Consider the following 24,569-nt stretch of genomic DNA (forward strand, 5'->3'; position numbering starts at 1 on the left):
GCCCGGAAGGAAGGCGAACCGATGGTCCACGACCGGCTGCGGCGCTTCAACACGGTCGACACCTATCCCGAGCAGAACCTCGCCAACGACCTGGCCCAGGCAGTCGTCGCCGAGGACACCGTCTACCTGCGCGGCCAGATCGGGCAGGACCTGGAGACCCGCGAGAGCGTCGGTGTCGGCGACGTCGAGGCCCAGGCCGAGAGGGCGATGGCCAACATCGCCATGCTGGTGGAGGAGTCCGGCAGCGCGTTGGACGAGATCGTGAAGATCACGGTCTACCTCACCGACATCCGCTTCCGCGAGCCGGTCTACCGCGTCATGGGCCGCTGGCTCAAGGGCGTGCACTACGTCTCGACCGGCCTGGTGGTCTCCGCCCTCGCGCGGCCGGAGTGGTTGGTGGAGATCGACGCCACCGCCGTCATCCCGGCCTCGCGCCGGGCCGAGGCCGCCGCCATCCGCCACGCCAAAGCCGCCGAACGCGGGGAGCTGCTGTGACGTTCTCCATCGCCGCCCGGTGCCCCCGCACCGGGCAGGTCGGGGTGGCCATCGCCTCCTCCAGCCCGGCGGTCGCCTCCCGCTGTGCGCACGTGCGAGCGGGAGTCGGGGCGGCGTGCACGCAGAACGTCACCGACCCCCGGCTCGGTCCCCGGCTGCTCGACCTGATCGCCGCCGGGGCGAACGCGTCGGACGCCGTCCGTCACACCGCCGATACCGAAACCCTCATCGCCTGGCGCCAGGTGACGGCCGTCGGTGCCGCCGGTGACCCTGCCGCGTTCACCGGCGAAGGCGCGCTCGGCACCCACGCCCAGGCCGTCGGCGACGACTGCGTCGCCGCCGGCAACATGCTGCGGCACGACGGCGTACCGCACGCGATGGTCGCCGCCTTCGCCGCGCAGCCCGAACTCCCGCTCGCGCGGCGCCTCCTGGACGCGCTGGCGGCGGGGCTCTCGGACGGCGGCGAGGAAGGCCCGGTCCACTCGGCCGGGCTGCTCGTCGCGGACGCGGTGCCCTGGCCGGTCACGGACCTGCGCGTCGACTGGACCGAGGGCGACCCGGTCGCCGCACTCGGCACCCTGTGGCGGCTGTGGGAGCCGCAGCAGGACGCCTACGTCCAGCGCGCGCTCGCACCCGAGCTGGCGCCCAGCTACGGCGTCCCCGGGAACCTCTGATGCGGCCCGAGACAACCACCGAGACCACACCCGTTCAGGCCCCCGCAGCCGTCCGAGCCCTGCTGGCGGAGACGGTCGGGCGGACGTCCGACCGCCTCCTCTCGCTGTCGCACCGCCTGCACGCGAACCCGGAGACGGCGTGGGAGGAGGAGAAGGCGGCCCGCTGGACCGCCTCGCTCCTCGACGACTTCGGCTACACGGTCACGCCAGGCGTCTGCGAGCTGCCCACGGCCTTCGCCGCGCGCATCGGCAGCGGTCCACTGCACGTCGCGCTCTGCGCCGAGTACGACGCGCTGCCCGGCCTCGGGCACGCCTGCGGCCACAACCTCATCGCCTCCTCGGCGGTGGGCGCGGCCGCCGCCCTGGCCCGGGTCGCCGACGACCTCGGGCTGACCGTCACCGTCCTCGGCACCCCGGCCGAGGAGGGCGGCGGCGGCAAGATCCTCCTGCTGGAGCGCGGCGCTTTCGCGGGCGTGGACGTGGCGATGATGGTCCATCCCGGCCCGGTCGACGTCGCCGAGGCCGAGCCGTTCGCCGTCGCGCACCTGGGCGTCCGGTACACCGGCCGGGCCGCCCACGCCGCCGCCTATCCGGAGCAGGGCCGCAACGCCGCGGACGCGTTCACCGTCGCCCAGGTCGGCATCGGATTGCTCCGCCAGCAACTGCCGTCGAACACGCGGGTGCACGGGCTGGTGACGCGCGGGGGAGAGGCGCCCAACGCCATACCGGAGCGGACGGACGGGCGCTGGTACGTCCGCGCCGCGGACCTGGAAGAGCTGGAACGCGTCCAGGCCCGTGTCGAGGCGTGCTTCCAGGCCGGCGCCCTCGCCTCCGGCTGCACGCTGGAGATCGAGCCGGAGTCACCGCCGTACTCGGAGTTCCGCAACGACGCGGAGCTGGTCGCCCTCTACCGCCGCAACGCCGAGGGCATCGGCCGCCGCTTCGCGGCGCCCGGCGATCCGGCGGCGCGGATGAACCGGGCGTCGACCGACATGGGCAACGTCTCCCGCGTCGTGCGTGCCCTGCACCCGTACATCGGCATCGACTCGCTCCCCGCCGTCAACCACCAGCGCGAGTTCGCCGCCGCGTGCGCGACTCCGGCGGCGGATGCCGCCCTGCTCGACGGCGCGCTGGCGCTCGCGCTGACCGCGGCCGATCTCACCGCGGTCGGCTGAGGGCAGCGGACGATTCCGCGGCCCCTGCGTGCGGGGGTATGAGCCAGGGGCTCACAGATCCGGGCAGCCGGTGACCGCGCGGGCGTGCGCGGTCAGCAGGGCCACGGCCGTTCCGCGGTCGACCGCGGGGTTGTGGGCGACGATGTGGAGCCCGTAGCCGTCCTCCATCGCGACGAGGTTGCGTGCGAGGTCGTTCGGCGGGGCGGCGAGTGTGAAGACGCCTGCCGCCGCGCCGACTTGCAGCAGCGTCGAGTAGAGGGCCGCCTCGCGGGCGAACAGGGACGCCATGAGCGCCGCGTGCGCGGCGCTGCGGTCGGCGACGCCGTGCAGCTCGAACAAGAGCCGGTGTACCGCGTCGTCCGGGCCGGACGGCAGGCCGGAGGCGAGCGCGGCGCGCATGCGGGCCACCGGGCCGTCGGGTTCGTCGATGCGGCGCTGCCGTTCGGCCAGGTAGTTCTCGACGGCGTCCTGGTGGACGGCCACCACGAGGTCGTCCAGCTCCGGGTAGTAGTACAGGACCGATCCCGCCGAGACGCCCGCCTCGGCGGCGATGTCCTTGATGCGGAGGCCGGCCATGCCGCGGTCGGCGATGGCCCGTCCGGCGGCGTCGATGAGCGCTCCGCGGCGGGCTTCCTGGTTCTTGGGGCGTGCCATGCCCCCCATTCTCTGATGTGAATCGCAGATTTCACAATCCGATGCGCTTCTGCCATTGACGCACGCTTAACCCGTTGTTTGAATCTGCGTTCAAAGAACTCGGGCAGCTGTGCCAGACCCGGCGGACGTGACCGCGGTCGACTGCCCCTCGAGGACTCCTGAGGTTCCCCGCCATGAGCGACTCCACCCCCGCAAGCCGTATCCCCACGACCTCCGCCGAGTGGCGGCACCTGGCCTCGGGCCTGACCCCGCAGACCCGCGCCTTCGTCGACGGCGAGCAGCGCGACGCCCGCTCCGGCGCCACCTTCACCGACACCGACCCGGCCACCGGCAAAGCGCTCGCCGAGGTCGCCGCGTGTGACGCCGAGGACGTGGACGACGCCGTCCGTGCGGCCCGCGCCGCCTTCGCCGACGGCCGCTGGTCCGGGCTCGCGCCGGAGGCACGCAAGAAGCGCCTGCTGCGGCTCGCCGAGCTGATCGAGCGGCACGGCCCCGAACTCGCCCTGTACGACTCACTCGACATGGGCAAGCCCGTCGCCGAAGCGCTCACCGTCGACGTCCCCGGCGCGGCAGGCTGCTTCGCCTGGCACGCTGAGGCCGCCGACAAGCTCTACGACGAGATCGCCCCGGCCGCGCCCGGCAACCTCGCCCTCGTCCGCCGCGTTCCGCTGGGCGTCGTCGGCGCCGTCGTGCCCTGGAACTTCCCGCTCGACCTCGCCGCGTGGAAGCTCGCCCCCGCGCTCGCCGCAGGCAACAGCGTCGTCCTCAAGCCCGCCGAGCAGTCCCCGCAGTCCGCGCTGCTCCTCGCACGGCTCGCGATCGAGGCGGGCATCCCGGCGGGCGTGCTGAACGTCGTCCCGGGCCTCGGCGAGACCGCCGGACGCGCACTCGGCCTGCACGAGGACGTGGACGTGCTGGCCTTCACCGGCTCCACGGCGGTCGGGCGACTCTTCCTCTCCTACGCCGCGCGGTCCAACGGCAAGCAGGTCTGGCTGGAGGCCGGCGGCAAGAGCCCCAACCTCGTCTTCCCGGACGCCGATCTCGACGCCGCCGCCGAGCGCGCCGCCTTCGGGTTCTGCTTCAACGCCGGCCAGGTCTGCTCCGCCAACACCCGGCTGCTGGTCCACGAGGACATCGCCGAGGAGTTCACCGCCCGCGTCGCCGACCAGGCCGCCGCGTACGCACCCGGCGACCCGCTCGACCCGGCCACCCGGCTCGGCCCGCTCGTCGACGAGGCCCAGGCACAGCGACTCCAGGCCGCCGTCGACGCGGCACGCGCCGCGGGCGGACGCGTCGTCCTCGGCGGCACCCGACCCGACCGCGTCGGCGCCTACCTGCACCCGACGATCGTCAGCGGCCTGCCCGAGGACGCGCCGCTCGCCCGCGAGGAACTGTTCGGGCCCGTGCTGACGGTCCTGCCGTTCCGCGACGAGGCGGAGGCCGTCCGGATCGCCAACGACTCCCCCTACGGCCTGGCCGCCTCCGTCTGGACCCGCGACCTCGGCCGCGCCCACCGCGTCGCCGAGGCGCTCCACGCCGGAACGGTCTCGGTCAACACCGTCGACGCGCTGAGCCCCGCCACGCCCTTCGGCGGCTTCAAACAGTCCGGCTTCGGGCGCGACCTCTCCCTGCACTCCTTCGACAAGTACACCGGTCTGAAGACGACCTGGGTCTCCTTCGGCTGACGTTCGGCCCCCGCCGTCCTGCCTGAGCCTCCTCACCCCCCCGCATGAAAGGCACCACCATGAGCCGTGTCCCGATGACCCCCGACGAACTGAAGGCAGCGGACCGGGCCCGCATCATCCACCCGTATCTCCCCGGCTCCGTCTCGGAGCGTGTGGTCATGACCACCGGCTCCGGCTGCCGCCTCACCGACGCGGACGGCCGCTCCTACCTCGACGCCACCGGCGGCCTCTGGCTCGCGCAGATCGGCCACGGCCGCGAGGAGGTGGCACGGGCCGCCTACGAGCAGATGGCGCGGCTGGAGTACTTCACCAGCTTCTGGGAGTTCTCCAACGACCGCGCCATCGAGCTGGCCACCAAGCTCACCTCGATCGCCCCGGAGGGGCTGGGCCACGTCTACTTCACCTCCGGCGGCTCGGAGGGCAACGAGGCCGCCATCAAGATGGCCCGCTACTACCACCACCGGCGCGGCGAGTCCTCCCGCACCTGGATCCTGGCCCGCCACAAGGCCTACCACGGCATCGGCTACGGCGGCGGTTCGGCGACCGGATTCCCGGTCTACCACGAGGGCTTCGCCCCGATGATGCCCCACGTCTCCCACCTGACCCCGCCGTGGCCGTACCGCAGCGAGCTCTACGGCGGCGAGGACCCCTGTGACTTCCTCATCGCCGAACTGGAGCAGCGGATCGCGGAGATCGGCGCCGGCAACATCGCCGCGATGATCGGCGAACCCATCATGGGCGTCGGCGGCATGCTCGTCCCGCCGGCCGACTACTGGCCGCGGGTGCGCGAAGTGCTGGACCGCCACGGCATCCTGCTGATCCTGGACGAGGTGGTCACCGCCTACGGCCGCGTCGGCACGTGGTTCGCCGCGCAGCACTTCGGCGTCACACCGGACATCATCGTCACCGCCAAGGGCATCACGTCCGGCTACATCCCGCTGGGCGCGCTGCTCGTCGGCGACCACGTGGCCGAGCAACTGCTCGCCGACCACGGCTTCCCCATGGGCTACACCTACAACGGCCACCCGGTCTCCGCCGCCGTCGCCCTGGAGAACCTCGACATCATCGAGCGCGAGGGCCTCCTCGCCCGCGCCACCGAGATCGGCGGCCTCCTGCACCGCGAACTGGAGGCGCAGCTCGGCGACCTGCCCGTGGTGGGCGAGATCCGCTCGGTCGGCATGATGCTCGCCGTCGAACTGGTCGCCGACCGGACCACCCGCGAGCCGCTGCCGATGCCGCAGCCGCTGCTGCCCGACGTGATCCGCCGCGAGACGGGCGTCATCGTCCGCGACTGCGCCCACAGCCTGGTCCTCTCCCCGGCGCTGGTCATGACGGACGCGGAGGCCAAGGAGGCCGTCACCGCCATGCGTCAGGTCCTGGAGCGCGTCCAGCCGAGCGGCGAACTGCGCAACTGACCGGCTACCGGGCCGTCCCGCAGCCCCGGCCTCGACGGGACGGCCCGGTGTTCGCGCGAGCCCCCGCACAGTTCGCGTTGAACACCTCCACCGCCCCACGCCCCCCGAGGAGTTCCCGTGTCCACCATCTCCGCACCGGACGGCCAGGTATCCGCCCACAGATCCGACTCGGTGCCGAACCTGCACCGCAGCCTCGGCCGCTTCGACATCATGGCTCTCGGCGTCGCCGCGGTGATCTCCGCCGACGTGATCGGGCAGATCGCCACCGGCGGCGGAGAGGCCGTCACCTGGACGGCGCTGCTGGCCGTGTTCTTCCTCGTGCCCTACGCGCTGCTCTTCGCCGAGACCGGCGCCGCGTTCCCGCAGGAGGGCGGACCCTACGTGTGGGTCAACCTCGCCTACGGCCGCACCGCCGCCGCGCTGACCACGCTGCTGTACTGGGTCACCAACCCGGTCTGGCTGGGCGGTTCCCTCGTCTTCGCGGCCGCCGGCGCCTGGGACGGCCACATCACCTACCTCGGCAGCGGGACCTTCGCGGACTACGCCTTCAAGCTGGTCTTCATCTGGGTCTCGATCCTCACCGCGGTCGTGTCGCTGCGCAGAGGAAAGTGGATCACCACGGTCGGGGCCGTCGCCAAGGTCGCCGTGATGCTGAGCGTCACAGCCACCGCGCTCGTCTACGGCCTCCAGCACGGCTTCAAGGGCCTCTCAGGCACCGGCTTCGCGCCCACCACCGGTGGCTTCCTCGCCCTCGTGCCGGTCCTTCTCTTCGCCTACGTCGGATTCGAGGCCCCGAACGCCGCCGGCGAGGAGATGCGCAACCCCAAGCGGGACGTGCCGGTCTCCATCGGCGTCTCCGGCGCGGTGGCCACCTGCTGCTACCTGCTGCCCGTGTTCGCGATCCTCGCGGTGGTGCCCGCCGAACAGATCACCGGCGTGGCCGGCTTCCTCGACGCCGCCGCCCTCGTCTTCGACAGCTACGGCAGTGCCGGCCATGCGCTGCTGACCACGACCAGCGTCGTGTTCGTCTTCGTCCTGATGACCCAGGGCAGCGCCTGGATGATCGTCAGCGACCGGATGCAGGCCATGGCCGCCGCGGACGGGGGCTTCTTCAGCCGGGCGCTCGGTACGTTCCACCCGCGTCTGGGCACGCCTGTGCGGATGAACCTCGTCTCCGGCGTCACCGCGACGGCGTTCATGCTCGCCGCCACCCTCCTGGTCGACGGCAGCGCCGCGGCGGACTTCAAGGTCGTCCTGACGGTGGCCGTCACCACTCTGCTGCTCTCGTACCTCGCGGTGATCCCGGCGCTGGGCACCCTGCGCAAGCGCCACCCGCACGTTCAGCGGCCGTACCGAGTGCCGTTCGGCGCCTGGGGGTTCCGGATCAGCCTCGGTCTCGTCTACGCCTGGATCGTCCTGGGCTCGTTCGTCGCGCTCTTCCCCGGCCTCCTGGAGCGCCTGCTCGGCGTGGACTACGACTTCACGGGCACCTGGGGCGTCTCCCGCACGGTCTTCGAGACCTTCACCCTCGGCACCGTGGCGATCCTGCTCGCCGTCGGGGTCCTCGGCTGCGTCATCGGCGCCCGACTCGACCGCCGCGCCGCGCCGACCGCGGCCGCCTCAGCCGCCGACACCCTTCCGGAGTTCCAGGCGTGACCACTCCCAGCGCCGTGCCGCACCGCACCGAACACGACCTGCTCGGCGACCGCGACGTTCCCGCCGACGCGTACTACGGCGTGCACACATTGCGCGCGGTGGAGAACTTCCCGATCACCGGCATCCCTGTCAGCACCCACACCGAACTGGTCGTCGCCCTCGCCTGCGTCAAGCAGGCGGCGGCGCAGGCCAACCAGGAACTCGGCCTGCTGGACCGCCGCCGCGCCGACGCCATCGTCCGTGCCTGCCAGGAGATCCGCGCCGGCCGCCTCCACGGCGACTTCGTGGTCGACGTCCTCCAGGGCGGAGCGGGCACCTCCACGAACATGAACGCCAACGAAGTGATCGCCAACCGGGCTCTCGAACTCCTCGGACACCCCCGCGGCCACTACGACGAACTCCACCCGCTGGAGCACGTCAACCTCAGTCAAAGCACCAACGACGCCTATCCGACCGCCGTCCGCATCGCCCTCCAGACCGGCGCGCTGCACCTGCGCACCGCCTTGACCGGTCTCGCCGACGCCTTCTCGGCGAAAGCCGCCGAGTTCGCGCCGGTGGTGAAGATGGGACGCACCCAGCTTCAGGACGCCGTTCCCATGACGCTGGGGCAGGAGTTCGGCGCCTTCGGGGTCACGATCCGCGAGGACGCCGAGCGCCTTGCCGAAGCCGCCGCGCTGCTGCTGGAGATCAACCTTGGCGGCACCGCGATCGGCACCGGCCTCAACGCCCCCGACCACTACGCCGAAACCGTGTGCGCGCGGCTGCGCGACCTGACCGACCTGCCGCTCAGCACCGCGGCGGACCTGGTCGAGGCCACCTGGGACGCGGGTGCGTTCGTCCAGCTCTCCGGGGTGCTCAAGCGGATCGCGGTCAAACTCTCCAAGATCTGCAACGACCTGCGGCTGCTCTCCTCCGGCCCGCGCACCGGACTCGGCGAGATCAACCTCCCGCCGGTCCAGGCCGGATCGAGCATCATGCCCGGCAAGGTCAACCCGGTCATCCCGGAGGCGGTCAACCAGGTCGCCTTCCGCGTCGTCGGCCACGACACCACCGTCACCCTTGCCGCGGAAGCCGGCCAGCTCCAACTCAACGCCTTCGAACCGGTCATCGCTCACAGCCTGCTGGACTCCCTCGCCCTGCTCACCAGTGCCGGCCGGACCCTGACCGAACGCTGCGTCACCGGCATCACCGCCAACCCCGACCGTCTGCGCCGCAACGTCGACCGGTCGATCGGCACCGTCACCGCACTGAATCCCTTCATCGGCTACACCGCCGCCACCAGGGTGGCGGCCGAGGCCCTGGCGACCGGGCGCAGCGTCCGCGAACTTGTCCTGGAACACGGTCTCCTGACGGAAGATCAGCTCGACCGGCTGCTCAGCCCGGAGAACCTCGCTTTCGCGCCGAAGGCGCCACAAGAGGCCTGACGTCGCACGCCCGGCCCGGCTGGTCGGCCACATCCCACCAGCCGGGCGACCGCGAGCCGGTAGTCATAGGCGTCCGGACTCAGATCAACACGACGAAGCCGCAGAGGGGTACCTCTGCGGCTTCGCTGTGCTCAGTTGCGACGTGGCGCCGACGCCGGCTCCGCCGACGCGGCGCCCGGCCGGTCGGTGGTGCGGTACGCGAGGTAGCCCCGCTGGATGGCGATGTGGTCGGCGACGTACGCGGCGTCGTGCCAGACACCCCAGATGAAGCTCGACCCGCGGCGGGACAGCCAGGGCAGGCCGAGGAAGTAGACGCCGGGCTCAGAGGACACGCCTCGTCGCTGCTGCGGACGGCCGTTCTCGTCGAACGCGTCGACCTCGAGCCAGCTGTAGTCGGCGGCGAAGCCGGTCGCCCAGACGATCGAGGTGACGCCGGCCTCGGCCAGGTCGAGCTCCAGGCGGGGGTTGGCCGCGCATTCCGGCTCCGGCCCGAGGACGTGGGCCTCCCGCTCCTCGGGGAGGTCGAGTCCGTTGCGCTCGACGTACTCGTCGGCCGCACGGAGGAGCGCGAGGTAATTGGCGTCACCGAGCGCGATGTTCGCGGCGAGGTCCGGCGCGAAGCGCAGTACGCCGTCGTCGTAGGACGCGGTCAGGCCGACGAGCTCGATGCCGTCGGCGGCCAGGCTGCGGAAGTCCACGGTGTGGCCGCCGTGGGCACCGCTGACCGCGATGGTGACGTGCTCGGCGCCCTGGGGAGGCGTCTCCGCGTCCCAGAGCGCGAGCACGCCGAGCCACCAGCAGAAGTCACGTCCGCGGTATGCGCGGGGAGGCCGGTCGTGGGGACCGACGGAGAGAAAGACCCGTCGGCCGGACCGCCGCAGCTCGTCGGCGATCTGGACCCCCGAGGAGCCGGCTCCGACGACGAGGACGGCTCCCTCGGGCAGTTGCTCCGGATTGCGGTACCCGCTGGAGTGGATCTGCACGGGGACGGCGCCATCCGGGACAACGGGCGGGATCAAGGGCCGCTGGAACGGTCCGGTCGCGGCGACGACGAAGCGCGCGTCGATGGCGCCCTCCGACGTCTCGACCCGGAAACCGGGCCGACCGGCGTGCTTCCGCACCGAGGTCACCTCGACACCGCACCGGATCGGAGCACCGATCTTCTCGGCGTACGCGACGAAGTAGTCCGCGACCCTCTCCTTCGAGGCGAAGGCATCGGGGGCGACATCGGAGAACTCCAGCCCTGGAAACCGGTCGTGCCACGCGGGCCCGTTCGCGACCAGGGAATCCCACCGCTCCGAGCGCCAACGCTCGGCGATGCGGTGCCGCTCCAGGACGATGTGCGGTATGCCGTGCGCTCCCAGGTGTTCGCTCATCGCCACGCCTGCCTGGCCCGCCCCAACGACGACCACTTCGGTCTCTTCACTCGGCATTTCAACCTCCGCTCAGGCGGTAGTCCATCCGGTGTCGCATCGACCGTGCTACCGCACGAGAAATCCTCGGGGGCGCCATGAGTTCTGTCTAATAGACGTTTTTGTTATTGGTCATCTAATTGATAGATGATGGATCGGCGGGATCTTTCCAGAGGACCGGGCGATCGTTGCTCAGCGGTCGCCAGTTGCGCGAGCGCACGAGCAGCCGGGCCTGCTCGATGACGGAGCGCGAGACGTGGATGCCCACTTCGCGGCCGGTGAAGATGTGGGGTGCGAGCGGGTGCGTGCGGTCCGGGCCGTTGTTGTTGGGCTCGACGTATGTGCGCAGCCGGCCGGAGAACTCGCGCTGGTCGGCGACGTCGAAGCGCAGTTCACGGATGGACACCCACAGAGCCCCGTTGATGTCGACGTCGACGACCACCTGGGCACGGGGCCGTCCGCCCGGCGTCGGGGCGAGGCCGGTCAACTCCAGGACGGCCAGCGTCTCGCCGACCTCCGCGCCGCCGGTACCGCGTTCGACGAAATGCGCGACGATCCGGTCCTGTCGGTCCCGGGTGGTGCAGACGAACTCGTGGCGCCCCGTGGGGATCGTGGTGTCGCGCTCGATCAGGAAGACGGCGGTGCCGTCGGCCGTCGCGAACCCGGCCGAGAACGCGCTGACGTCGAGGAGCAGCACGTCCTTCACCCGCCCGCTGATGACCCCGCCCTGGAGCGCGGCGCCGACGACCACGCCCTCCGGGATGATCCCGCGGTGCACCGGCTTGCCGCCGGTGGCGCGGTGGACCAGGTCGCCGATCATCGGCATCCGTGTCGCGCCACCGGTGAGGACGACCTGGTCGATCTCGTCCGCGGTGACACCGGCCTCCGCGAGGACGCGTTCGACCAACGCGGTGCACCGCTGCTGGAGATGACGCGTGATGTGCTCGAACTCGGCCCGGCCGACGGTGTGTTCGAAGTGCAGCGGGCCGCGCGTGGTCACGGTCAGGTAGGGGAGCCGGATGTCGGCCGCGCTCGCGGACGACAGACCGGTCTTCGCGGTCTCGGCGGCTTCGCGCAGGCGCCGCATGGCCGCCACGTCCTGGGTGAGGTCCACGCCGTGGCGGGCGCGAACGCGCGCGACCAGATGTTCTACGAGTGCGCGGTCCCAGTCGTCGCCGCCGAGGCGGCTGTTGCCCGAGGTGGTCCGCGTGTCCACGATGCCGTCTCCGAGCGTCAGCAGCGACACGTCCAAAGTGCCGCCGCCGAGGTCGAACACGAGGACGTTGCGGTCGTCGGTGTCGGAGTTCAGTGCCATCGCGGCGGCCGTCGGCTCGCTGAGCATCCGCATCACGCGGACACCCGCCGCCTCCGCAGCGACAGCGAGGGCGTCGCGCTGGATCCGGTCGAAGTTCGCCGGGACGGTCACGATCGCGCGGCGCACCGGCACGCCCAGGTACACCTCCGCGTCCTCGCGCAACTTCCGCAGGATCAACGTGGCGACCTGCTGCGCGGTCAGCGTGACCGCGCCGCGCGTCATCGTCCAGCCGGTGCCGAGCCGCAGCTTGACAGACCGCGCGGTGTACGCCGGGTTCGTGAGGTCCTGCCGCTGCGCGGCGGTGCCGACCAGGATCGACCCGTCCTCGGCGATGGCCACCACGCTCGGCGTGGTCCGCGCGCCCTCGGCGTTGGGGATGATGCGGGCCTCGTCGCCGTCGTAGAACGCGATGGCCGAGTTGGTGGTGCCGAAGTCGATGCCGACGATCGGGTCCGCGGCGTCGATCCGGCGTCCCGGGCGGTCGGCGGGGCGGCGCGGCGGCCGGGCCGTGCCGATCTCGCCGAGCCCGCGGGCGTGCCACAGCGCCCGGGCCCGCCCGGCGACCTCGCGGTCACCGTCCTCGATGAGGCCGAGCAGGGCGGCACGCGCCGGCCGCGTTCGTACCCGATCAGGGTGAGACGCTGCTGGGGCTGCAGACGAAGTACCCGGGAAGCAGGCTCGACGAGGCGGCGCTGGACTTCCGTCCCTACGGAGAGGGCCTCGTCGACGGATACATCAAGAAGGAGCTCTTCCACGACGTGTTCGCCGGGGACCTGCCGAGGGCGACCGCGGAGCTTATGTGGGCCGGCCAGCGGCCGGCCGATGTGCGCACTCTCGGGGAGCCGTCCGGGGCCCCGGCCTGGAAGACCATTCCGTCCTGGTACCTCGTGGGCCGCGACGACAAGGTGCTGCCGCCGGCGGCCCAGCGGTTCATGGCGCGCCGGGCCGGCGCGCGCACCTTCGAGGCCGACACCTCGCATGTCGCGATGATCGCGCAGCCCGGCGCGACGGCCGCTCTCATCAAGCGCGCCGCGGGCTGACACCACCGAGCCGACGAAGCGCGCGAACCGGTGGGCGCCGGCGCCTCTGCGGCGCCGCTGCGCCCGCCACGGCCCCGGGAAGGCGAAACGATGCATCAGCACGCGTACGACAGCCAGTGCACCGCCGAGGAGAACCGCCACACCTTGGCGAAGTCCCACATCAGGAATCCGAAACTCACGTTGTTCGCACTGGCGTTGGGTACCTTCGCGATCGGCGCCGGCGAGTTCGGCAGCAACGGCATCATCCAGCTGTTCGCGTCCGACCTGGGGGTGTCCGTCCCGGCCGCGACGTATGCGATCACCGCATACGCGTTCGGCGTGATGATCGGCTCTCCGGCGATCACCCTGCTCGCCGCCCGGGTCAACCGGCGCACTCTGCTGCTCGGACTGATCGGGCTGTTCCTGGTCGGCAACGGGCTCTCCGCCCTGGCACCGAACATCGTGCTGTTCGTCGTCTTCAGGTTCGTCGCGGGCAGCGTGCAGGGTGCGTTCTTCGGCGCCGGGGCCGTCGTCGCCGCGTACGTGTACGGACCGGGCAAGGGTGGCAAGGCGTTCGCCACCGTGATGGGAGGACTCACCCTGGCCACGATCGCCGGGTCGCCGCTAGGCACCTTCATCGGCCAGCACGCCGGCTGGCGCGTCATGTACGGGACGGTGGTCGCGGTCGGCCTGCTCGCCGGAGCCGCCCTGATGGCCTGGCTGCCGCGCACCGAAGACCTGCGCGGCAGCTCCCTCGCGCGCGAACTGGGCGCCATCCGGAGGCGCGACGTCTGGCTGATGGTTGCTGTCGCGGCGCTCGGCATCTCCAGCATCTTCGCCGTCTACACGTTCATCGGTCCGTTCGTCACCGACGCGGCGCTGCGGGACGCCTCGCTGATCCCGATCGCGCTCGCCGTCTTCGGCGTCGGCATGGCGGTCGGCAACCATGTCGGCGGACGCGTCGCCGACCGGCACGAGAACCGCGGTCTGATCTGGGGGTACGGCGGTGCGCTGGCGTTCCTGGTGCTGATCGGTTTGGCAGGCACGAACCTGATGATCCTGCTGCCCTGCCTGTTCGGCGTCGGCGCGACCATGATGTTCGCCATCCCGACCATCCAGGTCCGGTTGACGAGTCTCGCACCGGACGCCCCGACCTTGATGGGAACGCTCAACCTGGCCGCCCTCAACCTGGCCAACTGCCTCGGCGCGATCGGCGGCGCCGTCGCCCTCGACGCCGGCTGGGGCACCCTGTCCACCGTCTGGGCCGGCTTCGTCCTCACCACCGCCGGCTTGCTCCTGTACCTCACGACCGTCGCACGGGTGAAGCCGGCACCCGTCCCGGTTCGCGCATGAGGGCCTCATCGACCCGTCGGCCGTCCGGATGAGCATCGCGCAGTGCGGCCGGTGGGGCAGCGCGAACGTCCTCATGGACGGGCAGGTCTGCAATCCCGCACCGAGTTGGGCGCGCAACGGCTATACGAACCCGCAGATCTACTACCACGACATGTCGAGTTCGGCGTGGCCGGTGGGCACCGCGATCAGCGTCTGGAACGGATCACCCAACGTCCACCTCACGTGGAGTCCGAACGGCTGCCCTGGCTACACCGGAACGCACTGCGTCAACGTCTACAGCGGCAACTACGGGTGGATCTATGCGGGAAAGTTCACCGCGGACTACGACTCTCAGACCCACTACCTGCGTGACGGAACGAACTCGGTAATGCTGAACGACAACTTCGTGTCCGCGTACCCCTACTGACCCGCGGACTGCTTGGTTCGAGGTGAACTCCCCGGCTCGCGGGCTGCTGGACGGCCGCGTTTGGTGACCGTCAGGCGGTGGCGCCCGATGCGGGGGTGGTCCTGGCGATCTGCGCGAGGAACTCCGCGTTGCTCGCGGACTGCTGGGTCTTGTCGAGGAGCAGTTCGATCGCCTGCTGGGTGTCGAGTGCGTGCAGTGCCCGGCGCAACTTGCGGACGACGTAGCCTTCTTGGGCGCTGAGCAGGATTTCCTCCTTGCGGGTGGAGGACCCCTCGATGTCCACGGCGGGGTAGAGGCGCTTGTCGGCGAGCTTGCGGTCGAGTCGCAGTTCCATGTTGCCGGTGCCTTTGAACTCCTCGAAGATCACGTCGTCCATGCGGGACCCGGTCTCGACGAGCGCCGTGGCCAGGATGGTCAGCGAGCCGCCGTCCTCGATGTTGCGCGCGGCGCCGAAGAATTTCTTGGGCGGGTAGAGCGCCGTGGCGTCGACACCGCCGGTCAGGATGCGGCCGGAAGGCGGGGCGGCGAGGTTGTGCGCGCGGCCGAGACGGGTGATCGAGTCGAGCAGGACGACGACGTCGTGTCCGAACTCGACGAGGCGCTTGGCGCGTTCGATGGCGAGCGCGGCGAGGGCCGTGTGGTCTTCGGCGGGACGGTCGAACGTCGAGGCGATGACCTCGCCCTTGACGGTGCTCTGCATGTCGGTGACCTCTTCGGGCCGTTCGCCGACGAGGACGACCATCAGGTGGCACTCGGGGTTGTTCCGGGCGATCGCCTCGGCGATGGCCTGGACGACCATGGTCTTGCCGGCCTTCGGCGGCGCGACGATGAGGCCGCGCTGGCCTTTGCCGATCGGCGCGACGAGGTCGATGATCCGCGTGCTGAGGACGCCCGGGTCGGTTTCCAGGCGCAGGCGTTCTTGCGGGTACAGGGGGGTCAGCTTTGCGAACTCCGGCCGTCCGAACGCCACTTCCGGGTCCACGCCGTTCACGGTGTCCAGGCGGACGAGGGCGTTCGTCTTGGCACGGCGTTCCTCCTGGGGCCGACGCACCGCACCGGTGACGTAATCGCCTTTGCGCAGCTTGTTCCGGCGGACCTGGGCGAGGGTGACGTACACGTCGTTCGGGCCCGGCAGATAGCCGGACGTCCGCACGAACGCGCAGTTGTCCAGGATGTCGAGCACGCCGGCCACAGGCACGAGCACATCGCCGCCGCCTCCCTGCGGATTCTGGACGTCGTCCGGCCCCGGGAGGTCGGTCGCGACCTGACGAAGTTCCGTCGGCAGTATGGTCGCCAGGCCGCCGTCGGGCCGGCGATCCGAGTCCGCCACGGCGCTGCCGGCCGCCGAGGTGGGGGGTGTCGTGTTCATGGGTTCGGTGAAGTCGCTCACGAGAGAGGGACCTTCCTGCGGGGGAGGCACCGGCACATCGGGCACGGTGCTCGGGTGAGAGGGCAGGGGCGTTGCGCGGACCTGCCAGAGGGAAGCGCCGCCCAAGCGGCAGCTGCGGCGACCGGGCCGGGCCACGCGCGGTACGTGGCGCTTGGGCCGACACTGGTCACGCCGTATGCCGGAACCCGCTCAAGACCACCTCGTGCGAGGCGTCGAGCTGACGTGGTTCCAGAAGAAGGGCCGAACCGAAGAATATCGGGGGCCGGGCACCGTGCGTTCCGCAACAGGTGCTGGGGTCAGGGTAACACCGTGTGGGTGCCAAAGGCGAGATGCGGCATGCGAGATGCGGCATGCCGGATCTGCTGCGCGTCAGAGGGGCTGCCTGGGCCGAGCGAACGGCGTGCCTTCGCACAACGCTTCCGGCGGGCCGTCGCCCGCCTTGAGGGCAGGCGACGGGACCCGGCCGGAGCGTGGGGCGTCGCGGTGTTGTGTCAGCGCGTCAGGGAGCCCACGGCCCGAGCATCTCCTTGATCGCGTCGGTCGCGGCGAGTTGCAGCAGCGGCCCGTAGGTGATCCGGCCGACGCCGAGGCGGCGGAAGCGTTCGAGGTCGTGTTTGACAGGGTGGGCCGTGGAGTTCACCGGGACGGTGACGGCGCCGACCACGGCTGCGAGCAGTTCGTCGTCGTCCTGGATACGCACCGGGTAGACGCTGTCCGCGCCGGCCTGCTCCATGGCGCGCAGCCGCTCGATCGCCTCGTCGAGGACGCCGGCGGCGTCCTGGGCGTGGACGAAGAGGTCGGTCCGCCCGTTGACCCAGACCGGGATCCCCGCCTTGTCGGCGGCCGCACGCAGGCCGGCGATGTAGTCGGCGTGTTCTTGCGTGCTGCGTACGCGTCCGCCTTCCGAGTGGACGGTGTCCTCGACGTTGAGGCCGACGCCGCCGACCTCGGTGAGTCCGGCGATGAGATCCGCGGGCTGCTGTCCGTACCCGGACTCCAGGTCCACGGACACCGGGATGTCCACTGCCGCGATGATCGGCCTGACGGCGGCGAGCACTTCCTCGAAAGTCTGCCCTTCCTGGTCCTTGGCGCCTCGGGAGTCGGCGAGTGGGTGACTGCCGATGGTCAGCGCGGGGAAGCCGGCCGCGGCCGCTGTCCGCGCGGACCACACGTCCCAGACGGTCGGCAGCACGAGAGGCCGGTACTCGGCGTGCAACTGCTTGAGGCGTCGAGCGCGCTCAACGGTGATGCGAATGTCCATACCAGGGACGCTACCTCGGACCGGCGGCAACGCCTCGATCCGCGCCATCGCGCATCACTCGACGGACGGGTGGTGGTCAACCCGTTGGCGGTGTGCTGCCGTTCGGCGGCCAACAGGGCGATCTTTGAGGTAGCGCGCACCCGCCATGTGGGGTCGTGCTTCTCGGACCGGGCCATGTGAAGGTCCCTCCCCGGGATTTCGGGGTCGCCCCGCCCCGCGGCGAAAGCCGCGGGGCGGGGCCGGGTACGTGTGGTGTCGCTGGCTCTGTCAAGGGTGGGCGGGCGGGGCGGGGGGTTCCGCGAGGGGTGGGCGGTTGGGCCACCAGATGCGGGGGCCCGCGTCGAGGGCTAGGGCCGGGACGAGGACGGAGCGGACGAGGAAGGTGTCGATCAGGACGCCGACGGCGACCACCAGGCCGATCTCGATCAGTGCCACCTGCGGGGCGCTGGTCAGGGCCGCGAAGGTGGCGGCGAGCACGGCGCCGGCGCTGGTGATCACGCCGCCGGTGCCGGTCAGGCCGAGCAGGACGCCGCGGTGGTGTCCGTGTCGGTCGGCCTCCTCGCGGATCCGGTGGACCAGGAAGATGTTGTAGTCGACGCCCAGGGCGACCAGGAACAGGAAGCCCATGAGGCCGACCTGCGCGTCCATCGCGGGGAAGCCCAGGACGTGTTGGAAGAGCTGCCAGGAGACGCCGAGCGCCGCGAAGTAGGACAGCAGCACCGTGAGCATGAGCAGCACGGGCGCGACCAGGGAGCGGAGGAGCAGGACGAGGATCACCAGGATCACCACGAGTACGAGCGGGATGACCAGCCGTCGGTCGTGGTCCTGGGCCGCGTCCTTCGCCTGGGCGGCGGCGGTGGGCCCGCCGACCATCGCGTGTGCGTCGGGGACGGCGTGCACTGCGGCGCGGACGCGGTCCACCGTGTCCTTGGCGGCGTCGCTGTCCGGCCGGTCGGCGAGTACGACGCGGATCTTGACCAGGGTGCCGTCGGTGGAGGCCTGCGGTGCGGTGACGTCGGCGACGCCGTGGACGGCGCGTAGGGCGGATGCCACGGCGGGGCCCTGTGCGGCGTTCGCGACCACCTCGGCGGGCCGGGCCTGGCCGGCGGGGAAGTGGGCGGCGAGCAGGTTCTGGCCGGCGATCGAACCGGGGTTGCCGACCACCGCGTCGCGGTCGTCGAGCCCGGTCTGGACGCCCAGGCCGCCGAGCGCGAGCGCGGCCAGGACGAGGGCCGAGGCGACCCACACCGTGCGCGGCCGGCGTGCGATGCGCCGGCCCAGCGCGTCCCACCGGCGGGTGGCGCGCCGGCTCGGGGAGGCGCCTGCACGCGGGATGTTCGGCCAGAACACCCAGCGGCCGAGCAGTACCAGGACGGCGGGGAAGAGCGTGGTCATGACGAGGAAGCCGCAGCCGACGGCGATCGCGCCGCCGACGCCGAGGGTGTGGTTGAAGCCCATGTCGGCGGTGGTCAGGCAGAGCAGTCCGACGCTGACGGTGGCGGCCGACGCGGCGATGGCCGGCACGGCGCGGCGCAGAGCGGTCCGCATCGCCTGGTGCCGGTCCGCGTGGACGTACAACTCCTCGCGGTAGCGGGCGAGGAGCAGCATGGCGTAGTCGGTTCCGATGCCGAACAGGAGTGCGGTGACCACCATTTCGTTGCCGCCGCCGACGGTCATGCCGATGGTCTTGGCGAGGATGTAGGACACCGCACGGGTGGTCAGGAACGCGACGCCGACGCCGAGCAGCGGCAGCAGCCACAGCAGGGCGCTGCGGTAGGTGAACAGCAGCAGGCCCGCGACGACGACGATGGTGATCAGCGTCAGGGCGTGGCCGGTGGACTCGCGTGCGTCGGCGGCGTCCAGTGAGTTGCCCGCCGGGCCGGTCAGGCGGGCCTGCAGTCCGGGTGGCAGGTGGTCGTTCGCGTGGTCGCGCACTTGCTCGGCACGGTCGGCGAGGGTGGAGGTGTCTTTGTTGAGCGGCACCACGACGGCGAGGGCACGACCGTCGTCGGAAGCCTTGGGCGCGGGCAACGGGCGTGCGGCGACGGTGGCGAAGAACAGGATGTCGGCGTCCACCTTGGCGCGGTCGGCGGCGGTGAGCCCGGTGTCGCGGACGTAGACCACCACGCCGTCGCGGATGTCGCCGTCGGGGAACCTGCCTGCCAGTGCGGTCACTTCGGTGGACTCGGCGCCGCGCGGCAACTCCACGGTGTCGTCGTTGCGTTCGACGGAGGAGAGCTTACCGGCCAGCGGGACCGCGACAGCTGTCAGGACGATCCAGGCGAGTAGTACGAGCCATCCGACCGCGCGTGCGCCGGCAGATCGGGTGGGCCGCTGTGTCCGGTCGGTCGGGTTCGGCCGGACGGCCGGTGGGGTCGGTGTGGGCATGGTGGGTCTCCTTGCTCGGGTCGGGGGTGCATCAGGCCGTGCGGGATCGCGCGGGCGCCTGGAACGGCGTCGCGAAGTGAAAGGAGTGCGAGAGGAGTTGGATGGAGGGGGAAGCTCAGGAGCCGAGGTAGGCGAGCACGGCCAGGACGCGGCGGTTGTCGTCGTCCGACTGCGCGAGTTCGAGCTTTCCGAACACGTTCGAGGTGTGCTTGGTGACGACCTTTTCGCTCATCGACAGCCGGGCCGCGATCGCCGCGTTGGAACGGCCTTCCGCGACCAGGGCCAGCACCTCGCGTTCGCGGGGCGTGAGCCGGGCCAGGAGGGCGTCCCGGGTGTTGCCGACGAGCAGCTTGCGGACCACTTCCGGGTCCACCGCGTTGCCGCCGCGGGCGACGTGGCGCAGCGACTCGGCGAAGCGTCCGCCGTCCGCGACCCGGTTCTTGAGCAGGTAGCCGACCGCGCCGCCGCCGTCGGCGAGCAGTTCGCGGGCGTAGATCTGCTCGACGTACTGGGACAGCACCACGACGGGCAGTCCGGGGATCCGGCGACGTGCCTCCAGGACCGCGCGCAGGCCGTCGTCGGTGAACGTGGGCGGCAGGCGCACGTCCACCAGCGCGACGTCCGGGCGGTGTTCGAGGAGGGCAGCGAGCAGGGCGGGGCCGTCCTCGACCGCCGCGACGACCTCGAAGCCGCGCGCCTCCAGCATCCGCACGAGTCCGTCCCTCAGCAGGAAGAGGTCTTCGGCGAGGACAACGCGCACGGAAGCTCCAAGGTCACCAGCGTGGGGCCACCCACGGGACTGTTCAGGGCGAGGACTCCGTCGAACGCGGCGATGCGGCTCTCGACGCCGTGCAGGCCGGTTCCGGCGCGCGGGTCCGCGCCGCCGCGTCCGTCGTCGGAGACGGTGATCCGCAACGCGTCGCGGTCGTACCGGATGTCGATCCAGGCGCGGTCGGCGCGGGCGTGCTTGACGACGTTGGTCAGCAGCTCGGACACCGCGAAATAGGCCGCGGACTCCACCGGTGGGGCGAGGCGCCCGGGCAGGTCGACCTCGACCTCCACCGGCATCGGGCTGTCCATGCCGAGCGCCCGGACGGCGTCGCCGAGCCCCCGGTCGGCCAGCACCGGCGGATGGATGCCGCGGACCAGGTCGCGCAGTTCGTCCAGGATCTTCGACGAGGACTGCCGTGCCTCGGCGAGCAGCGCGCGGGCGGCCGCGGGATCGGTCTCCACGACGTGCTCGGCGGCGTCGAGGCTCATGCCCATGGCGACCAGCCGGGCCTGGGCGCCGTCGTGCAAGTCCCGTTCGATGCGCCGGAGTTCGGCGGCCTGGGCGTCGACGGCGACGGCGCGGGTCTCGGTCAGATGCCGGACCCGGGAGGTCAGTGCGGCACCCGGCGTCGGAGCGAGCAGCACGCGGGTGAACAGCGCGTGCAGCCGCAGCAGCCGCGGACCGGACACCAGCCCGAGGACGATGCAGGCCAGACCGAGCGGCGGCATCAGCCAGGCCGCCGCGCCGCGTTCTCCCTCGACCCGGACCAGGCCCAGGTAGTGGTCGTGGTAGCCGGCGGACGTCAGGTCGTCCCAGAGCAGCGGGACGACGAACCCTTCGGCGCCGTAGATCAGGAGCGCCGCCGGCAGCAGCGCGAGCACGCCGCCCACGACCGGATCCGCGATGGTCCACAGCGCGTCGCGCCAGGTGGCCGGGTCGGTCAGGATCCACGCGCACGTGCGCAGCCTGCCGACAAGCCCGGGGCGCGGCTGCGGCCGCGGCCGGTACGGCTCCGCGATCCGCACGCCGGACCACGCGTGCGCCAGCCGCCGCGAGCGGTTCGCCGTCGACCGGACGACGCCCACGACCAGCGGCAGCAGCAGCACGCCGAGCCCGAGACCGAGGTAGACCACCGAGACGACGGTCAGCACGAAGAGGACGGCCTCGGGGATCTTCTGCGCGAACAGCACCAGTCCGCGAACCGGGGCGAGCAGCGTCTCGCGCGGGTCGAGCCGCGCGAGGCGGGTCGGCCGCGCCACCCGGGCGAGCCGGGCGAACCGCGCGGCGGCACGGCCTGGGCGGTCCGGCGGGTACGTCACGATGGCCTCCTCGACAGTGCGGCGCCGTCCAGCGCCGCACTGCCGAGTCTGGTGCCGGGCCCTGGGGGCGCACATTGGCGCTGGACCCCGGTCTTGGGGGTGACCTAGGTCCCCTGTGAGGCGGCGCCCGGGTCGCGGTGGGAGTGGTTTGGGCGTCCGCGGGGTTGCTGCCCCCCATGCCTCGCGGCGTGAGCGGGTGTCGAGCATCTCGATGACCGTCTCCGGTTCGGTGAGTCGAGTCAGGATTCCCGGGGCGCGGTCGGGAGAGGCACGTAGGGGAACTCGGCACGGGGCACGGCCGCCGAGGAGGCGGTGAGGCCGAGCGGCAAACGGGTGCCCAGGACGATCTCGAACATGGCCTCGGGGGTGCAGCAGGCGAAGGTGCGACCGTTGCGGCGCTCGGGCGTGAACGACGCCTCGGTCCCGATCTCGTACCGCAGCACGTCGGGCAACAACAGGTCCCGGACCCGCTCTGCGTGTGCGGACGCGTCGACGGTGCTGCCCATGGCCGCCAGTGCGGCCGCGGTGTCGCGCATGATGGAGGGGCCGTACAGCACCCGATCCTCAGTGGGCCGGGTCGCGTTGAAGTCGATCCCGCGCTCGGCGTCTTCCAGAACGAAGAGCGTGTTGATCAGGGGCGTGGCGCAGCGGTTGATCTGGCGCCAGCCACCCGCGTCGGTGGCCAGAACGGATACGCCCCAGAAGCCGATCGTGTCCGCCGCGAGCACGTCGTCGGCGACTTCGAGCACGATGGCGCCGACGTCCGTCCCTTGGAACAGGTTCTCGGCCCGGTCGGGATCGAACCCGGCCAGGTCGGGTGACGTGCCCTCGGCCAAGGCGGTGCTGACGGCGGTCACCACCGTGCCCTCGATCCAGAACGCGTCGCCGGCCGGGCCCGCCCACGCGCGGATGCCGCCATCGGCGGAAACGCTCACCGCGTCGGTGACGCCTCGCAGGAGCTCGGCTCCCGCCGCGTCGCGATCGGTGGCCTCAGGCCCGCGCAGGACCCGCAGTGACCACCGTTGGGGGTGGTCGTGACCGGCGGGCGCGTCGGTGTCGTCCGCGGCCTCGACGGCATCGAAGGTGAAGCGGAACGTGATGTCCTCGACGGCGTCGCCGTCGAGGTCGACCTTGAACTCGTACATGCCCTCGGGATGGAAGCCGTGCCGTCCGGACAACGGGTCGACGTTCATGACGAAGACCGTGCCGGTGGCCCCTCGGAACAGGTAGACGTCGCTGATGTCCAAACGGGGGTCCTGACGGGCGAGTTCGGAGTCGAGATGATGGGACATGAGATTGCTCCTCTGGCGGTCTTCGGTGTCGTGTCCGCCGATCACACGTCCCTGACCACGTCATCGAGCCCTACGCGTGGGGAGGCAGACCTGCCCCGCCCCGCGCCGTATCACGCGCGCGTCGGATCGCGCGCGTGAGCTGGATCAGCGCACGGCAGGTTCAGAGTGCGGGCCGCTGTGCGGCGGTGGATCGGAATCGCTGCCGGTATTCCCCCGGCGGGATGGACAGTTGGCGCAGGAAGGCGCGCCGCATGGCTTCCGCCGAGCCGTAGCCGGTGGCCTGGGCGACCTCGTCCAAGCCGTCGACGGACCTCTCGAGTCGGCGCCGGGCCGCGTCGAGGCGTACCCGGTCGACGTACCGGCCCGGCGTCATGCCGACCTCGTCCCGGAAGACCCGGGCGAACTGCCGAGGGGACAACATCGCGCGGCGGGCGAGGTTGTCGACCGACAGGTCGCCGGACGGATTGTCGGCGATCCACTGCTGGACCTGGCGCAGCGGGTGGCGTTCCGCCCGCCGCCCGCGCTCGCCGGCGTTGAACTGCTCCTGGTCACCGGACCGGTGCCGGGGCACGACCAGCGCACGGGCCACCACCAGCGCCGCCTCGGTGCCCAGGTCCTCCTCGACCAGGGCGATCGAGAGGTCGATGCCGGCGGTGACGCCGGCGGAGGTGGCGACGCGGCCGTCGCGGACGTAGAGCGGTTCCGGTTCGACGACGGTGCCGGGGAACCGGTCGGCGAGCAGGTCGCAGAAGGCCCAGTGGGTGGTCGCCTGCCGCCCGTCCAAGAGTCCGGTCGCGCCGAGCAGGAAGCTGCCTGTGCAGATACCGACGACACGCTCGGCGCCGTCCGCGAGCTCGCGAAGGCGTGCGGTCAGCCGCGGATCCGGCGGGCTGTCGACGGGGCCGCCGGGCACCAGCAGGGTGTGCGGGGGCTCGCAGGCGTTCAGGTCCGCGTCCGGCACGAGCCGGAGGTGCACGCCGGGCGCGGTGGCGACCGCGCGTCCGTCGAGCGAAGCCGTGGTGATCCGATACGCCTGCGCCCCCGCGGCGGCGAAGACCTCCAGCGGGCCGGTCACGTTCAACGCCATCACCGGGTCCGGGAGAACGGCGAGCACAGTACGCGCGTTCACTGGTCCACCGTCCTTTCCTCGCACCCTTCGAGGTCGTCAGGCGCCCAGCATCGCAGCGCGTCGTGATGGCAGCAATGACAAGAAAACCAACTTTCCTGCCATGGCCGCCGGACGACGCGACGCATCGCACGGCTGACGAGGCCGGGTGCCCGGGGTCATGCGGCAATTGCGTGCCCGTCGTCCGACGGCAGCAGGTCAAGGAGTGCGCGCAGCGGAGCCGGCAGGTACGAACTGCTCTGCCACATCAGCGCCTTGGCACAGGGGATGCGCGGTGCGATCAGCCGTCCCTGGTCCAGGGAGCAGCTCCCGCGGGAATACTGTGAGCACGCGGGTCC

Annotated in this window: 19 protein-coding genes and 1 pseudogene; 10 read left to right on the top strand and 10 right to left on the bottom strand. The window is 71.5% G+C overall.

Annotated elements, in window-relative coordinates; all coding sequences use genetic code 11:
• Positions 1-21: 21 nt before the first annotated feature.
• The 3 genes from QI554_RS02490 to QI554_RS02500 are packed head-to-tail and all read left to right on the top strand — an operon-like array spanning position 22 to position 2,344.
• The gene (locus tag QI554_RS02490) at positions 22-495 is read left to right on the top strand and encodes a RidA family protein (RefSeq protein ID WP_281465283.1); all 474 of its coding nucleotides are present in this window, start codon (positions 22-24) and stop codon (positions 493-495) included.
• Positions 492-1,169, top strand: coding sequence for a DUF1028 domain-containing protein (locus QI554_RS02495; RefSeq protein WP_281465284.1), 678 nt, complete (start codon positions 492-494; stop codon positions 1,167-1,169). Before QI554_RS02490 ends, QI554_RS02495 begins: the two co-directional genes overlap by 4 nt.
• Complete coding sequence (locus QI554_RS02500; protein WP_281465285.1) at positions 1,169-2,344, top strand: M20 family metallopeptidase; 1,176 nt, start codon at positions 1,169-1,171, stop codon at positions 2,342-2,344. The genes QI554_RS02495 and QI554_RS02500 overlap by 1 nt, the downstream gene beginning before the upstream one ends.
• Before the next feature lie 51 nt (positions 2,345-2,395).
• On the opposite strand, the gene QI554_RS02505 is transcribed toward QI554_RS02500, so the two are convergent.
• Positions 2,396-2,998, bottom strand: a complete 603-nt coding sequence (locus QI554_RS02505; protein WP_281465286.1) for a TetR/AcrR family transcriptional regulator — start codon at positions 2,996-2,998, stop codon at positions 2,396-2,398.
• A gap of 173 nt (positions 2,999-3,171) precedes the next feature.
• Here QI554_RS02505 and QI554_RS02510 point away from each other — a divergent pair, with 173 nt between their 5' ends.
• The 4 genes from QI554_RS02510 (at position 3,172) to QI554_RS02525 (ending at position 9,178) form a co-directional block, all read left to right on the top strand.
• On the top strand, positions 3,172-4,683 hold the full coding sequence (locus QI554_RS02510) for an aldehyde dehydrogenase (protein WP_281465287.1): 1,512 nt from the start codon (positions 3,172-3,174) through the stop codon (positions 4,681-4,683).
• Between the two features lie 59 nt (positions 4,684-4,742).
• Entirely contained in the window at positions 4,743-6,098 is a 1,356-nt protein-coding gene (locus QI554_RS02515; protein WP_281465288.1) for an aminotransferase family protein, read from the top strand.
• Between the two features lie 117 nt (positions 6,099-6,215).
• On the top strand, positions 6,216-7,754 hold the full coding sequence (locus QI554_RS02520) for an APC family permease (RefSeq protein WP_281465290.1): 1,539 nt from the start codon (positions 6,216-6,218) through the stop codon (positions 7,752-7,754).
• Positions 7,751-9,178, top strand: a complete 1,428-nt coding sequence (locus tag QI554_RS02525; RefSeq protein WP_281465292.1) for an aspartate ammonia-lyase — start codon at positions 7,751-7,753, stop codon at positions 9,176-9,178. Before QI554_RS02520 ends, QI554_RS02525 begins: the two co-directional genes overlap by 4 nt.
• Positions 9,179-9,309: 131 nt before the next feature.
• On the opposite strand, the gene QI554_RS02530 is transcribed toward QI554_RS02525, so the two are convergent.
• A complete protein-coding gene (locus QI554_RS02530) occupies positions 9,310-10,611 on the bottom strand; it encodes a flavin-containing monooxygenase (RefSeq protein ID WP_281465293.1) in 1,302 nt (433 codons plus the stop codon).
• A gap of 115 nt (positions 10,612-10,726) precedes the next feature.
• A complete protein-coding gene (locus QI554_RS02535; protein WP_343230752.1) occupies positions 10,727-12,637 on the bottom strand; it encodes an Hsp70 family protein in 1,911 nt (636 codons plus the stop codon).
• Between QI554_RS02535 and QI554_RS02540 the strand changes: the two genes are divergently transcribed.
• From QI554_RS02540 to QI554_RS02550, 3 genes are all read left to right on the top strand, one after another.
• Positions 12,598-12,945, top strand: coding sequence for an alpha/beta fold hydrolase (locus tag QI554_RS02540; RefSeq protein WP_281465490.1), 348 nt, complete (start codon positions 12,598-12,600; stop codon positions 12,943-12,945). The genes QI554_RS02535 and QI554_RS02540 overlap by 40 nt on opposite strands.
• Before the next feature lie 90 nt (positions 12,946-13,035).
• On the top strand, positions 13,036-14,277 hold the full coding sequence (locus QI554_RS02545; protein WP_281465295.1) for an MFS transporter: 1,242 nt from the start codon (positions 13,036-13,038) through the stop codon (positions 14,275-14,277).
• Between the two features lie 28 nt (positions 14,278-14,305).
• Complete coding sequence (locus QI554_RS02550) at positions 14,306-14,683, top strand: hypothetical protein (protein ID WP_281465297.1); 378 nt, start codon at positions 14,306-14,308, stop codon at positions 14,681-14,683.
• Between the two features lie 70 nt (positions 14,684-14,753).
• Here the strand turns inward: QI554_RS02550 and rho are convergent.
• From rho to QI554_RS02585, 7 genes and pseudogenes are all read right to left on the bottom strand, one after another.
• Positions 14,754-15,929, bottom strand: a pseudogene (gene rho, locus QI554_RS02555) (transcription termination factor Rho); the annotation flags it as partial.
• A 643-nt stretch (positions 15,930-16,572) separates the two neighbouring features.
• A complete protein-coding gene (locus tag QI554_RS02560) occupies positions 16,573-17,334 on the bottom strand; it encodes an isocitrate lyase/PEP mutase family protein (RefSeq protein ID WP_281465299.1) in 762 nt (253 codons plus the stop codon).
• Positions 17,335-17,601: 267 nt separating this feature from the next.
• On the bottom strand, positions 17,602-19,722 hold the full coding sequence (locus QI554_RS02565) for an MMPL family transporter (RefSeq protein WP_281465301.1): 2,121 nt from the start codon (positions 19,720-19,722) through the stop codon (positions 17,602-17,604).
• 115 nt (positions 19,723-19,837) lie between these two features.
• Positions 19,838-20,482: a response regulator gene (locus tag QI554_RS02570; RefSeq protein ID WP_281465302.1), complete on the bottom strand. Its 645-nt coding sequence runs from the start codon at positions 20,480-20,482 to the stop codon at positions 19,838-19,840.
• Positions 20,446-21,813 carry a sensor histidine kinase gene (locus tag QI554_RS02575; protein WP_281465304.1) on the bottom strand — a complete coding sequence of 456 codons (1,368 nt, stop codon included), beginning with the start codon at positions 21,811-21,813 and terminating at the stop codon, positions 20,446-20,448. Before QI554_RS02575 ends, QI554_RS02570 begins: the two co-directional genes overlap by 37 nt.
• Before the next feature lie 239 nt (positions 21,814-22,052).
• Positions 22,053-23,105, bottom strand: coding sequence for a DUF4331 family protein (locus QI554_RS02580; protein ID WP_281465306.1), 1,053 nt, complete (start codon positions 23,103-23,105; stop codon positions 22,053-22,055).
• A gap of 160 nt (positions 23,106-23,265) precedes the next feature.
• Positions 23,266-24,234 carry a GlxA family transcriptional regulator gene (locus tag QI554_RS02585; RefSeq protein WP_281465308.1) on the bottom strand — a complete coding sequence of 323 codons (969 nt, stop codon included), beginning with the start codon at positions 24,232-24,234 and terminating at the stop codon, positions 23,266-23,268.
• Positions 24,235-24,569 lie beyond the last annotated feature (335 nt).

Origin of the sequence: Yinghuangia seranimata, from assembly GCF_029953285.1 — a bacterium.
GTDB classification, from domain to species: Bacteria; Actinomycetota; Actinomycetes; order Streptomycetales; family Streptomycetaceae; genus Yinghuangia; species Yinghuangia seranimata.